10 protein-coding genes and 1 other RNA gene are annotated in these 13,316 nt (G+C 42.3%); 4 read left to right on the top strand and 7 right to left on the bottom strand.

Annotation, left to right across the window (positions count from 1 at the left end):
- Window positions 1-13: 13 nt before the first annotated feature.
- The 4 genes from C8P65_RS01580 (at window position 14) to C8P65_RS01565 (ending at window position 4,900) form a co-directional block, all read left to right on the top strand.
- Window positions 14-997, top strand: coding sequence for a DUF3078 domain-containing protein (locus C8P65_RS01580; protein ID WP_107780723.1), 984 nt, complete (start codon window positions 14-16; stop codon window positions 995-997).
- A gap of 4 nt (window positions 998-1,001) precedes the next feature.
- Entirely contained in the window at window positions 1,002-1,607 is a 606-nt protein-coding gene (locus tag C8P65_RS01575; protein ID WP_107780721.1) for a thymidine kinase, read from the top strand.
- Between the two features lie 93 nt (window positions 1,608-1,700).
- Window positions 1,701-2,104, top strand: a transfer-messenger RNA (tmRNA) gene (gene ssrA / locus C8P65_RS01570).
- 90 nt (window positions 2,105-2,194) lie between these two features.
- Complete coding sequence (locus C8P65_RS01565) at window positions 2,195-4,900, top strand: calcium-translocating P-type ATPase, PMCA-type (RefSeq protein ID WP_107780719.1); 2,706 nt, start codon at window positions 2,195-2,197, stop codon at window positions 4,898-4,900.
- A gap of 55 nt (window positions 4,901-4,955) precedes the next feature.
- Here C8P65_RS01565 and C8P65_RS01560 read toward each other — a convergent pair whose 3' ends face one another.
- From C8P65_RS01560 to rimP, 7 genes are all read right to left on the bottom strand, one after another.
- Window positions 4,956-6,530 (bottom strand): NADP-dependent glyceraldehyde-3-phosphate dehydrogenase, encoded by a 1,575-nt coding sequence (locus C8P65_RS01560; RefSeq protein WP_107780717.1) that lies wholly within the window; start codon window positions 6,528-6,530, stop codon window positions 4,956-4,958.
- A 54-nt stretch (window positions 6,531-6,584) separates the two neighbouring features.
- Window positions 6,585-6,761 carry a CAL67264 family membrane protein gene (locus C8P65_RS12030; protein WP_009389516.1) on the bottom strand — a complete coding sequence of 59 codons (177 nt, stop codon included), beginning with the start codon at window positions 6,759-6,761 and terminating at the stop codon, window positions 6,585-6,587.
- 37 nt (window positions 6,762-6,798) lie between these two features.
- Complete coding sequence (locus tag C8P65_RS01555; protein ID WP_107780715.1) at window positions 6,799-7,509, bottom strand: LytR/AlgR family response regulator transcription factor; 711 nt, start codon at window positions 7,507-7,509, stop codon at window positions 6,799-6,801.
- Window positions 7,510-7,530: 21 nt separating this feature from the next.
- Complete coding sequence (locus tag C8P65_RS01550) at window positions 7,531-8,253, bottom strand: hypothetical protein (RefSeq protein WP_107780713.1); 723 nt, start codon at window positions 8,251-8,253, stop codon at window positions 7,531-7,533.
- Window positions 8,254-8,383: 130 nt separating this feature from the next.
- Window positions 8,384-11,245, bottom strand: coding sequence for a translation initiation factor IF-2 (gene infB, locus C8P65_RS01545; RefSeq protein WP_107780710.1), 2,862 nt, complete (start codon window positions 11,243-11,245; stop codon window positions 8,384-8,386).
- Between the two features lie 99 nt (window positions 11,246-11,344).
- Window positions 11,345-12,577, bottom strand: coding sequence for a transcription termination factor NusA (nusA, locus tag C8P65_RS01540; protein WP_107780708.1), 1,233 nt, complete (start codon window positions 12,575-12,577; stop codon window positions 11,345-11,347).
- 10 nt (window positions 12,578-12,587) lie between these two features.
- Entirely contained in the window at window positions 12,588-13,055 is a 468-nt protein-coding gene (gene rimP / locus C8P65_RS01535) for a ribosome assembly cofactor RimP (protein WP_107780706.1), read from the bottom strand.
- Between the last annotated feature and the right edge of the window lie 261 nt (window positions 13,056-13,316).

The raw sequence follows: 13,316 nt of genomic DNA, 5'->3' as shown, positions 1-13,316 counted from the left end.
ATCAGATGCAGCAATGAAAAAAATCATTATCGTTCTCCTACTTACTACTGTTACCGCTTTTGGGCAAGTACGCAAAGCCAAAACGCGTACCGCTCCGGTAAAAACAACTCCTATACAAGTGCTACAAGACCCTAACGCGTTAAAATTCACTTTCAACCGTGTGAAACGCGAACAAGAAAAGTGGTTCAAGTTCAACCAAGTAACACTGAATATGAGCGAAGTAACCTTCTCTAACTGGAGTGCAGGGGGCGAAAACTCTATTTCAGGACTTATGAACGGCAAATTCCGCCGCCGCTATAACGAAAAAACTTTCTTTTGGGACAACGATTTAGAAATCAACTATGGTATCAACGCCCAAAAAGGACGCGAAGTGCGCAAAACAGACGACAAGGTATCGCTAACCTCCTCATTTGGCTATCGCGGTAGTTCGCATTCGTTTTGGTACTACACAGCACGAGCACAATTCCTTACCCAAATCAGCAATGGGTATAAATACCCTAATGTAGATGATGCTATCTCTAAACCCTTTGCCCCTGCTTATTTTACACTCGGTTTGGGTGCCGAATACGCCCCTACTCATATCAATTTCAACCTTTTCTTATCACCGATGACCCTCAAAACCACTATGGTGTTAGACAAACGCCTGTCTGACGAAGGTGCTTTCGGGGTAGAGAAAGGCAAGAAGACCGTATCTGAGTTAGGTTTCTCTGCCTCAGGTCGTTGGGAGAAGAAAGTAATGGATAACATCACCCTAAACACTAACTTCACTATCTATGGCGATTACTTAGAAAAATTTGGTAATATTGATATAGATTGGGAAACAGGGCTAAGTCTAAAGGTGAACAACTATGTGCAAGCGCGCTTGGGCATTCACCTCAAATATGACGATGACGTAAAATTTTATTCGTACAAAGACCCTCAAGGACAGACGCATCGCTATGGTGCTCGCACTCAGTTCAAACAGCTGTTAGGGGTAGGTGTACTTTATACTTTCTAAAAAAATGTTCTTAGAAAACAACATACATAATCACGAAGAAGTAGGCTGGATAGAGGTTATCTGCGGCTCGATGTTCTCAGGCAAAACTGAAGAACTCATACGCCGATTGCGCCGCGCTCAGTTTGCTAAGCAAAAAGTAGAAATATTCAAACCCTCTTTTGATACGCGTTATGATGATACTAACATCGTATCGCACAATGCTACTGAAATTCCTTCTACACCTGTAGAGGCTGCGGCGAGTATTTTGCTCCTTGCTGACGGCTGCGATGTAGTAGGCATAGACGAAGCTCAGTTTTTTGATGATGAGATAGTAAATGTATGCAATGATTTGGCTAACAGAGGAGTACGAGTAATAGTCGCCGGACTAGATATGGACTACAAAGGGAAACCTTTTGGGCCTATGCCCTACCTAATGGCGACAGCCGAATACGTCACTAAGGTACACGCAGTCTGCACTCGCACAGGGCATTTGGCTAATTACAGTTTTAGGAAAGTACCTAACGATAGTCAGCGTATGTTAGGCGAAGCCGAGAGCTACGAACCACTAAGTCGAGCCGCTTTTATAAAAGCAAGAGCCAAAGACGAAGCTCAAAAGACAACTAACCTCTAACGACCAAAAACTAACAATCTAAAATTTGGTAGTTAAAAAATATTTCGTACCTTTGCAGCGTGTTTTTATGTGAAACACAACCAATAATCATTTGGGGTCGACCGGTTTTGACAGTAGGTGACATTGAATGGTAAGCATACCGAGCTGTGAAATGAATGCTCGATAATATCTATTTCAAACTTTTAAATGGCGAGAATAACTACGCTCTTGCTGCCTAGTCTGAAGTTTAGTAAGACTGCTGGCTAAGTCCTTACAAGGTAAGGAAGCGAGATGTCTCTGAAAAGCCCTTGTTGACGGCGGTTCGTATAGAGGCACCATAAAAGTCAACATTGAACCTGCGGTTCGCTTCTGCCAACGGTTCTTAACTATTAAGAAGCTAAGCGCAAAGTGGGCGGTTTTTGGTCAGCTTTGCGACGAAAATCAAACAAAAACTAAGTATGTAGAAAGCCTTTTGATGACTTATTTGGACGAGAGTTCGATTCTCTCCGACTCCACTTCATTGTTATATTGTATTTTAAATGTTATACAAAAAAGAGAGGACTAAAATTTAGGTTTTAGTCCTCTTACTATTAAAGCTAATATTATTTATGGCAAAACATCATTACAAAGGACTTACCGAGGCTCAAGTACTCGAAAGTCGTGCCCAACACGGGGCTAATTCCTTCTCATCAGTAGCAGGTGTACCCCTCTGGAAACAGTTTTTAGAAAAACTGTCTGACCCTATTATCCTCATTCTCTTAGTAGCATTAGCCTGCTCTTTCGGTGTCTCGGCTTATGATTTTTTTGCCTTAGGCGAAGGTTTTGATGCTTTCTTAGAGCCAGTAGGCATCTTTTTCGCTATCTTCTTGGCTACAGGAGTAGCATTCTACTTTGAAGTAAAAGCCAATAAGCAGTTTGAAATCCTCAACCAAGTAAATGATGATATATACTATAAAGTTATCCGCGAAGAACGCGTAACACAGGTGCTCAAAAAAGACATTGTTGTAGGCGATATTGTTCTTTTAGAAACAGGTGAAGAAGTGCCTGCCGACGGAGAGCTTTTAGAGGCTATCTCACTGCATATCAACGAATCAACTCTTACGGGAGAGCCTCTCGTACATAAAACTACTAACCCCGCTGACTTTGAGCCAGAAGCCACTTACCCCTCTAACTATGTGTGCAGGGGCACCTCAGTAGCCGATGGGCACGGAGTGATAGAAGTAAAGAAAGTAGGCGATGCCACCGAATACGGCAAAGTGTTCGAGGGCGTGCAGATAGACAGTTCAGTAAAAACGCCTCTAGACGAACAGCTACACAAGCTAGCAAGCCTTATCAGCCGTATTAGCTACGCAATTGCTGCCTTAGTATTAGTAGGGCGTTTGTTCCTCTATTTTCATAACCCATCGCACAGCTTAAGTGCTATTGATTGGGTCGATTTTGGTGGTTATCTGCTTAATACCCTAATGATTGCTATCACTGTGGTAGTAGTAGCCGTTCCTGAGGGACTGCCAATGAGTGTAACCCTAAGCTTAGCCTACAGTATGCGCCGAATGATGGCTACTAACAATCTTGTGCGCAAGATGCATGCTTGCGAAACAATGGGGGCTGCTACTGTTATTTGCACTGACAAAACAGGTACCCTCACCCAAAACCAAATGACCATCTACGAAACGTATTTCAACCCTTCTGCCGATGAAAAGCTCATTGCCGAATCAATGGCAGTAAACTCTACTGCTTATTTAGATTTCTCAGCACAAGAAAAGCCTACCGTATTGGGCAATCCTACCGAAGGTGCCTTATTGCTTTGGCTCTATAGCAAAGGCATAAATTACCTACCCATACGCGAAGAGTGCGAAGTAATACAGCAACTCACTTTTTCTACCGAGCGCAAATATATGGCAACATTGGTACGCTCAGCAGCTTTGGGTAAAAATATATTGTATGTAAAAGGTGCTCCCGAAATAGTAATGACTTTCTGCCACGAGGGTGGGGAGTTCTGCTCAACCATCTCACAAACTGACTTCGAAGACAAACTATTGCAATACCAACAGCAAGCTATGCGCACCATAGGCTTTGTCTACAAGGTGATTGACGACCCTAAAACCGTTATTTCAGAAAACGGAAAGTTAGTAATCAACGGACTGCAGTTTATCGGTATCACAGCTATTGCCGACCCTGTACGAGCTGATGTACCTGCTGCTATAGAAGAGTGTATGCACGCAGGCATACAGGTGAAGATAGTAACCGGCGATACCCCTGGTACAGCTAAAGAAATAGCGCGCCAAATAAGACTGTGGGACGAAAGTTGTAGCAATATCAACCACATCACAGGAGCAGAATTCGCTGCGATGAATGATGCTGAGCTATTAGAGCGTATCCCTCACCTACGTGTTATTTCGCGCGCCCGACCTCTTGATAAAGCCCGTTTAGTGAACCTCCTACAGCAGCGCGGCGAGGTAGTAGCCGTAACTGGTGATGGCACTAATGATGCCCCTGCCCTAAAAGCCGCTCAAGTAGGACTTTCTATGGGCGATGGCACCTCTGTAGCCAAAGAAGCCAGTGATATCACTATCTTAGATAACTCTTTTAGCAGTATAGGTAAGGCTGTTATGTGGGGGCGCTCATTATACCTAAATATTCAGCGGTTTATCCTTTTCCAAATGACTATAAATGTGGCGGCTTGTATCATTGTGCTCTTCGGAGCGTTTTTAGGGGTACAATCGCCTCTAACGGTTACTCAGATGCTATGGGTAAACCTCATAATGGATACCTTTGCTGCCTTAGCCCTCGCCTCTCTACCTCCAAGCCAGCGTGTGATGAACGACCCTCCGCGTGAGCGTAAAGCTAACATTATCACTAAAGAAATGGCGCGTGGCATTTTTGGAGTAGGCGGACTATTTGTATTACTGCTCTTCGGATTTATACAGTACTTTAAGAATGAAGACATTACAAGCCTCACTCAGTTTAGTATCACTGATTATTTCGTTAATTTCTTCCACTTTGGAAGTTTTGAAAACGGATTATCAGCTTATGAGCTCTCTCTTTTCTTTTCTATCTTTGTAATGCTTCAATTCTGGAATATGTTCAACGCCAAAGCCTATCGCACCGGTAGTAGTGCCTTTGCCGAAATAAGAAAGTGTCAAGGTTTTATAATGATAGCAGCGGCTATTATCATTGGTCAGGTAGTGATTACTACCTTTGGTGGAGCTATGTTTAGTGTTACCCCCTTACTTCTAACTGATTGGTGCTTAATTATCGCAGCCACTAGCTTAGTGCTATGGATAGGCGAATTACTTAGGTTAATAAAGAGATAGACAAAATAACATCATATAATAAAAAAAAGAGCGTGTAAAAACGCTCTTTTTTTGTTTATAGTATGAAATCTGTATTGATGAAGTTAGAAGCCCCTGTGCGCAGCAGATTCTCTACTATACGGTCGTTATACTCATTGTTTTGGAATGACACAAAGGTACGAATAGAGAAAGAGCGCAAGGCATCGTGTACGCTTAGGGTACCTACCGCTGAGTCTTTACGTCCTGTGAAAGGGAATACATCAGGCCCTCTTTGGCATAGACTATTAAGGTTTACCCTACAGAGCATATTCACTAACATATCAATAAGAGGCGAGAGTTCTTGAGGGTCTTCTCCAAACAAACTTATCTGCTGTCCGTACTTAGACTCTGATATTTCATCAATAATCTCATTGATGTTAGAAAAAGGTTTAACAGGCACTAACGGGCCAAACTGCTCTTCGTTGTACACTCGCATCTCTTTCGATACAGGATAGAGTACCGCAGGGAATATAAAGTTATCAGTGCGCTCACCACCTTTCTTGTTTTGTATAGTAGCTCCTTTGGTAAGAGCATCGTCTATAAGCTCCTGTATAAAGGCTGGTTTTTCTACCTCAGGTAGAGGCGTAAGCGCCACCTTTTCATCCCAAGGATTGCCAAACTTAAGAGCATCTACCTTTTCAGCAAAGCGCTTAATAAACTCATCTTTTATCTTAGCGTGTACGTAGAGTATTTTCAAGGCTGTACAACGCTGTCCGTTGAAAGAGAGAGCTCCTTTTACGCATTCGTCTACTGCTAAATCTAAGTTAGCATCAGGTAGTATAACCCCAGGGTTCTTAGCTTCTAACCCGAATACAAGGCGCAGACGGTTTTTGTTAGGGTGTTGGTCTTGTAGGGCAATAGCGGTTTTGCTGTTGCCTATTAGCGCCAATACATCTACCTTGCCACTCTGCATAATAGGGGGCGCTACTGCGCGTCCACGACCGTAGAGAATGTTTATCACGCCACGAGGAAAAGAGTTTTGGAAAGCTTCCAAAAGCGGTGTAAATAGCAGTACTCCGTGCTTAGCTGGCTTAAAGATAACCGCATTCCCCATAATAAGGGCAGGAATGATAAGCGCAAAGGTTTCATTAAGCGGATAGTTATAAGGACCTAAGCAAAGTACCACCCCTAAAGGGCCTCGCCTAATAAGGGCATACACTCCATCGCGCTGCACGAATTTAGAGGACTGGTTGTCAAGCTCCTTATAAGCATTGATAGTATCATAGATATACTCTACTGTACGGTCAAACTCCTTGCGCGAGTCGTCAAGGCTTTTGCCTATCTCCCACATCATTAGTTTTACCACCTCATCGCGTTGTTTTTCCATTTGCTTTACGAATTTAAGCATAACCGCAATACGATCTTTTACTTTCATCGTAGGCCAAAGTCCCTTGCCTTTGTTATAGGCATCGGTAGCTGAATGAAGCGCTTCTAATGCCTCTTGTTCACCTAAAGCAGGCACACTACCCAAGAGCGTAGGCGCATAGGCTTCAGTCGACGAAATAGTGGAGTAAATGTTAGCATACTCTCCTTCCCACTTCCTCAATTCGCCATTTATTAAATACGTTTCTTGCCTATAAGGCTTTACTTGAAATTGTTCTGGAATATTCATTTTTATTAATTTATTTGATTTTACCAATTGGCTAATTGGCAAATCAGTTAATTGTTATACTCTTCCTTTCAGAGCGTTAAACACCCACGCAATGGCAAAAAAGCCAATACCTACCGTGCCAAAGCCCCAACCTGCTATTTCGTTGTATTTGAAAGCAGCAAGTCCTATAAGAATAAAGCCAACGACTACCATTAACAGGGCAGCCCAGCCTAATACTGTATTTTTGTTCATAGTTATTTCTTTCTTTTATTCTGTTGGTTATACAAAATCAATTTTCTGAATTAATTCTCACTCGTTGCAAAAAAGCCTCTTTGTTAGCATCGGCTATCGTTATGCGTTGGTTGCCAAATACTATCTGGCTACGTTCTACCACTTGCACCTTGTCTAAGGCGACTATAAATGAGCGATGCACGCGCATAAACCGCTCTGCGGGCAGCTGCTCTTCTAATTTCTTCAAACTCAGTAGGGTCACCAAGGGCTGTGGTTGGGTAGTAAGGTATATCTTTACATAATCTTTAAGACCTTCTATATAAAGAATATCGCTATAAGGCACTTTTATTTGCTTATAATCGGCTTTTACAAACATATAATCCTGCGCAGCCGTCTTTTCCGTAGGTGCAGAAGCCAATAACATTGCCTTTTCTGCCGTTTCTAAAAACTCTAAGTAATTAAAAGGCTTCAACAAATAGCCTATGGCATTCACTTTATACCCCTCTATAGCATATTGGTCAAAGGCAGTGGTAAAGATAATACGCGTGTGTGGGGGCAGTTTTTTAGAGAGCTCCAGCCCTGTTAGTTCGGGCATCTGTATGTCCATATATATCAGTTCTGCGTCGCCACCTTCATAAAAGTATTGCAATACATCTATTGCGTTAGTATATTTACCCACCAACTCTAAAAAAGGAGTTTTTAGCACATAGCTTTCTAATAGCTGCAGTGCCATTGGTTCATCATCTACTATGATACAACTGATTGCCATCGGTTATGCGTGTTTTTAAGATCAAAATTTAGTAGAAGCTCCTCCTCCACTCCTGTATGATTTATTATATGAACTACTACTTCTGTTGTACGAACTACTACTGTCATACGAGTCGTCCATTCTGCTCGATTTGCTACTTGTTTGCGAACTTGACCGCACAGCCTTTTTTATGCTCTCCTGATGTATATGCCCACACTTACGACAGATGAAAAAGTAGTTTATAACACTTTCTTCATTTTGTCTGCTAACCTGCTGAGAGTTTTTCTCTCCGCACTTCTCGCATACCATAGCAGAGAGTTGTTGCTTTCTGAGCCTTCTCACCATTAGAAAATAGATTATACCTAACGGGAAAGGAGGAAATAAAATAGAAAATAAACAGCCTACACAGCCCCACATTGAGTTGCTTTCTTTTAGCTGTACATATTTTTGATAAACAGAAAGGTTAGGGTCATCTACTATCTTTTTAAGGGGTCTATACCCTAATAAGTAAGTGATAAAACTTATTATTGAGAATAAAAGTAGCATCACTTTTGTTATAAAACTATTTTCTTTCTCCTGTTCTCGGATATAATCATTTGCAAGGTCTGATTTCTCTTTTCCTTTCTCTAACTGTACTTTAGGCTCCTGCTCTATGGTATAGTATTTTTCAGGCGCTCGGGTAACTTCAGCAATAGGAACGTTTTGCCCTATAGCCCGAAAGGGAAGCAAGCCCCAAAAAAGCAGTATTAAAACAAAACGTTTCACAGTTCAATCTTTTATAATTTCTAATGCAAAATTAAAAAAAGAAAGACAAGAGTGCAAGTTTTTTTTGTTAAAAACACAAAGGCTGTACAGCGAATACTTGTACAGCCTTTATTATTTAGGTATTTTTATACTACAGTTTTTTCTTCACTGCCACCTCTTGGTAGGCTTCTATCACATCACCTTCGTGAATATCGTTGTAGTTCTTAATTTGCAATCCGCAGTCGTAACCTTTGCTCACTTCCTTCACATCGTCTTTGAAGCGTTTAAGCGAAGACAACTCTCCGGTGTAAATCACTACATTATCGCGTATAAGTCGAATTTTAGAATTGCGATATATCTTACCGTCAGTCACCATACAGCCGGCTATCGTACCCACTTTCGATATCTTGAAGAGCTCGCGTATTTCTACTGTACCGGTTACTTCTTCCTTAAATACAGGCGATAACATACCCTCCATAGCGTCTTTAAGGTCATTGATAGCATCATAGATAATTGAGTAAGTACGTATATCTATCGATTCTTTCTCTGCCAAAGCACGAGCGTTTGTCATCGGACGTACGTTAAAGCCTATGATGATAGCATCCGAAGCCGAAGCCAAGAGCACATCCGATTCGGTAATAGCACCCACTCCCTTGTGTATAATCGAGATTTGTATCTCTTCGGTAGAGAGTTTTTGGAATGAATCGGTAAGAGCTTCTACCGAACCATCTACGTCCCCTTTCAAAATGATATTCAGCTGTTTAAAGTCGCCAAGAGCTATACGTCTACCTATCTCATCTAAGGTGATGTGTCGCTGAGTGCGTACTGACTGTTCGCGTTGTAGTTGAGCGCGTTTAGCTACTATCTGTTTAGCTTCTTTTTCGTCTTCAAACACATAGAATTTATCACCCGCTTGCGGAGCGCCGTCTAAGCCCAAAATAGTGATAGGGGTAGAAGGCCCTGCTTCTTTCACTTTCTTGCCGCGCTCATCGTGCATAGCGCGTATTTTGCCCGAGTTAGTACCCGCCAACACATAATCCCCTACGTGCAGCGTACCGTTTTCTACCAGTACGGTCGATACATACCCGCGTCCTTTATCAAGAGCCGCTTCCACTACGGTACCGATAGCCGCCTTATTAGGGTTAGCTTTCAGCTCAAGTACCTCAGCTTCTAAAAGCACTTTTTCTAACAATTCTTGTACGCCAATACCTTTCTTAGCCGAAATGTCTTGCGACTGTATCTTACCGCCCCACTCTTCTACTAAAAGGTTCATACCCGCCAAGCGTTCTTTTATCTTGTCAGGGTTAGCGTTAGGTTTATCAATTTTGTTGATAGCAAAGATGATAGGCACACCCGCTGCCTGTGCGTGGCTGATAGCCTCTTTAGTTTGCGGCATCACATCGTCATCGGCAGCTACCACTATAATAGCGATGTCGGTAACCTTAGTACCGCGCGCACGCATCGCCGTAAAGGCTTCGTGTCCTGGGGTATCGAGGAAAGTGATACGCTCTCCGCTCTCAAGTCTCACCCCATAAGCACCTATGTGCTGAGTGATACCTCCACTTTCGCCAGCTATCACATTTTCTTTTCGTATATAGTCTAATAGCGAGGTCTTACCGTGGTCTACGTGTCCCATTACCGTTACGATAGGTGCACGAGGTACTAAATCCTCTGGCTTATCTTCTTCTATATGTATAGCCTCTTCAATATTGGCAGTAGCAAATTCTACTTCAAAACCAAACTCGTCAGCCACTATGCTAAGCGTCTCAGCATCAAGGCGTTGGTTCATCGTCACCATAATACCAAGCGTCATACAAGCCCCTATAACCCTATTGATAGGCACATCCATCATCGTAGCCAACTCATTAACGGTCACGAACTCCGTTAGCTTCAAGATTTTCTCTTGTTGTTCTTGTTCTGCGAGTTCTTGTTCTACCTTTTGGCGGTGAGTTTCTCGTTTTTCTTTGCGGTATTTAGCCCCTTTCGATTTGGTAGTCTTGCCTTGTAGGCGTTCGAGGGTTTCGCGTACTTGCTTTTGTACCTCTTCTTCGGTAGGCTCTATTTTAGCGAATATTTTAGCTTTTTTCTCTTTCTTAGCGCTCTCGCCTTTGCCCGCTGCAGCTGCATTAGGCTCATCTTTGCGTATGCGTTTGCGTTTGCGTTTTTCGCTGTCGTTAGCGGCATTAGCAACCGCTGTTGTCTGAGCGTCTTTCTCCTTATCCTTACCTCTACTTCTCTTCTTCTTTTTCTTCTTTTTCTCAAACTGACTGAGGTCAATCTTCTCACCCACTACCTTCGGACCTGTAAGTTTTTGGTACTGAGTTTCAATGATTCCTATAGGAGCTTCGGGGGTGTATTCTTCTTTGTGCTTAAGAGCGTTTTCCTTTTTCTTAGGAGGGGCAACTGACTGAATGAGCGGGTTCTGATACACAGTTTTATTTTTCTGAGCAGCCTGATTGCGGTCTTTTTCCTTATCTTTTTTCTTGTCCTTTTCTTTACCCTCTTTGTGGTCTTTTTTAGCGGACGAATCAGAGGTTGGCGCTTCTTCTTTTTTAGCAGGAGCAGCAGCCGTAGGGGCATCAGTAGCCGTAGGGGTTACTGTTTCAGCAGGAGTAGGTGCCGGTGCAGCCACCGCTGGTTTCTCAGCAGCACTTTTACCACCGTCTAAGTCTATTTTGCCCACAGGCTTCAGACCCGCTAAGTGACCTTTGGCTTTAATAACCTCTTGTTCTTGCTGACGGCGTTTCTCTTGGTTCTCCTTCTCTTGCTCTATACGTATTGCCTCACGCTCTTTCCGTTTGTCTTCTACTATTTCTTTAGAAACGGCGCGCTTACTCTTATCTGCACTAAATTTGTTTAAAAGGAATTGATACGCCTCTTCTGAAATCTTAGTGTTAGGACTGGCATCAATCTCAATATTCTTATGCTTCTTGAGTTCTTCTGCTGCCGTACTCAAAGAGATGTTCACATCCTTCAAAACCTTGCTTATTCTTATTGTTTTTCCCTCGCTCATATATTTTTTTTAATAATTATCAATGATCAATTGCTAATCGTCAATTGTTTTCGCCCCCTTGTGTGAGACTTCAAAATAGGCACTGCCCATCTCGCAATATTATTCAAATTCTTCAGCCAATACACGTTGTATTTCCTTTACAGTTTCCTCTTCAAGGTCAGTACGCGTCATTAGCTCTTCAGGGGTAAGCTCCAATACACTCTTAGCAGTATCAAGCCCTGCATTGTGCAATTGCTCTATTATCCACCCCTCTATTTCATCGTCAAACTCAGTGAGTTCTATATCCTCATCGGTAATTCCTTCGCGATACACATCTATCTCATAGCCAGTTAGCTGACTTGCCAAGCGTATATTGTACCCCGACTTACCAATCGCTTTCGATACCTCTTCATTAGGCAGGAACACATCAGCGCGTTTCTCTTCTTCATTAAGGGTAACCGAAGTTACGTGCGCAGGAGCCAAAGCACGAGTAATAAGCAGCGAAACGTTGTTCGTAAACGGAATCACATCTATATTCTCATTGCCCAACTCGCGTACGATACCGTGTATACGAGCCCCGCGTACCCCTACGCAAGCCCCTACAGCATCGATGCGCTCGTCAAACGAATCAACCGTCACTTTAGCCTTTTCACCAGGTATACGCACCACCTTATTCACCGTGATGATACCATCGGCAATCTCAGGAATTTCTTGCTCAAAAAGGCGTTGCAAGAAAATAGGCGAGGTACGCGACATAATAATAGTAGGCTTCGTACTCTTAAGTTCTACCGATTCTATAATACCGCGCACGTGTTCCCCTTTCTTAAAGAAATCCGAAGGGATTTGCTTTTCCTTAGGAAGAATAATCTCATTGCCCTCATCGTCTAATAAGATGATAGCTTTGTGTCTAATATGGTGAATTTCAGCTACTACTATCTGTCCGATAAGGTCTTTAAACCTACGGTAAATAGTGGTGCTGTCGTATTCGTGAATTTTAGAAATCAAGTTTTGGCGTAGTGCCAAGATAGCACGTCTACCAAGGTCATTAATTTTAATTTCTTCTGAAACATCTTCACCTACTTCAAAGTCAGGTTCTATTTTTCTAGCTACCGATAGCGCAATTTCTTGGTTGTCATTGGTCACAGCACCATCTTCTACCACTATGCGGTTTCTGAATATTTGTAGGTCGCCTTTATCGGGGTTAATAATGATGTCGAAATTATCGTCAGAGCCGTATTTCTTTTTTAGGGTATTGCGAAAAACCTCTTCCAAAATAGCCATAAGGGTTTCGCGGTTAATCAGTTTGTCATCTTTAAACTCCGAGAAAGATTCGATTAATTCAAGACTATTCATATACGTTCAATTAAAATTTAATGATTACTTTAGCTTCTTTTATATCTGATAAGGCAAAAGAATGTTCTTTTTTCACTGTTATTTTGCCTTTGCCTACAGGTTTAGGCTCGCGTGTTTCAGTTTCAAGGATTACCACTCCGTCTGTTTCACCTTTTAGCACCCCTTCTTGCACTTTGCCATCGGTAATGGTTATCTGCACAGTTCTACCCACATTTTTAGCGTACTGACGAGGTAGCACAAAAGGTTCAGTAGCCCCAAACGAAGTTACTTCTAACGAAAAATCAGCCCCTTCAGCATCCAAAGGCGCTTCTACAGCCCTACTTAAGGCGATACAATCGTCAATTCCCACCCCGTTATCGCCGTCAATTACCACGGTGATAGCGTTGTCAGCCGACACTTTCAGATCAGTGAGAAACAGCGTCGGAGTAGCTTCTAAGGCTTTGTCTACTAAGGCTTTAACTTGGTCTTTAAAATTCATTTTCTATAAAAAGAGGGGACTCAAACGTCCCCTCCAACAGTTAAAATTCGGTGCAAAGATACGAAGTTTTTTTGAAATAACAAGAAAAAACAGAAAAAAGGTTGCTCACAACAGTAAGCAACCCTAATTTCTAATGTTAAAATTTTGCTAAAATCATTAGCATCCCTTACTTTTGCAACACCTTTGAAAGTCAAAGGTGCCTATGCAAAACGGGCAGGTGTTTTGTGATAAATAAAGAGGAAAGTATGAATTTAAAGATAC

Source organism: Capnocytophaga leadbetteri (genome assembly GCF_003054025.1).
Lineage (GTDB): Bacteria > Bacteroidota > Bacteroidia > Flavobacteriales > Flavobacteriaceae > Capnocytophaga > Capnocytophaga leadbetteri.
The sequence above is the reverse complement of the archived record's forward strand: the minus strand, read 5'-3'. Positions and strand labels throughout refer to the sequence as shown.

What these genes read in the sequence shown, in the direction of transcription:
- C8P65_RS01580 (WP_107780723.1), top strand. Translation starts at nt 14, where the DNA reads ATGAAAAAAATCATTATCGTTCTCCTACTTACTACTGTTACCGCTTTT.
- C8P65_RS01575 (WP_107780721.1), top strand. Translation starts at nt 1,002, where the DNA reads ATGTTCTTAGAAAACAACATACATAATCACGAAGAAGTAGGCTGGATA.
- C8P65_RS01565 (WP_107780719.1), top strand. Translation starts at nt 2,195, where the DNA reads ATGGCAAAACATCATTACAAAGGACTTACCGAGGCTCAAGTACTCGAA.
- C8P65_RS01560 (WP_107780717.1), bottom strand. Translation starts at nt 6,530, where the DNA reads ATGAATATTCCAGAACAATTTCAAGTAAAGCCTTATAGGCAAGAAACG.
- C8P65_RS12030 (WP_009389516.1), bottom strand. Translation starts at nt 6,761, where the DNA reads ATGAACAAAAATACAGTATTAGGCTGGGCTGCCCTGTTAATGGTAGTC.
- C8P65_RS01555 (WP_107780715.1), bottom strand. Translation starts at nt 7,509, where the DNA reads ATGGCAATCAGTTGTATCATAGTAGATGATGAACCAATGGCACTGCAG.
- infB (WP_107780710.1), bottom strand. Translation starts at nt 11,245, where the DNA reads ATGAGCGAGGGAAAAACAATAAGAATAAGCAAGGTTTTGAAGGATGTG.
- nusA (WP_107780708.1), bottom strand. Translation starts at nt 12,577, where the DNA reads ATGAATAGTCTTGAATTAATCGAATCTTTCTCGGAGTTTAAAGATGAC.
- rimP (WP_107780706.1), bottom strand. Translation starts at nt 13,055, where the DNA reads ATGAATTTTAAAGACCAAGTTAAAGCCTTAGTAGACAAAGCCTTAGAA.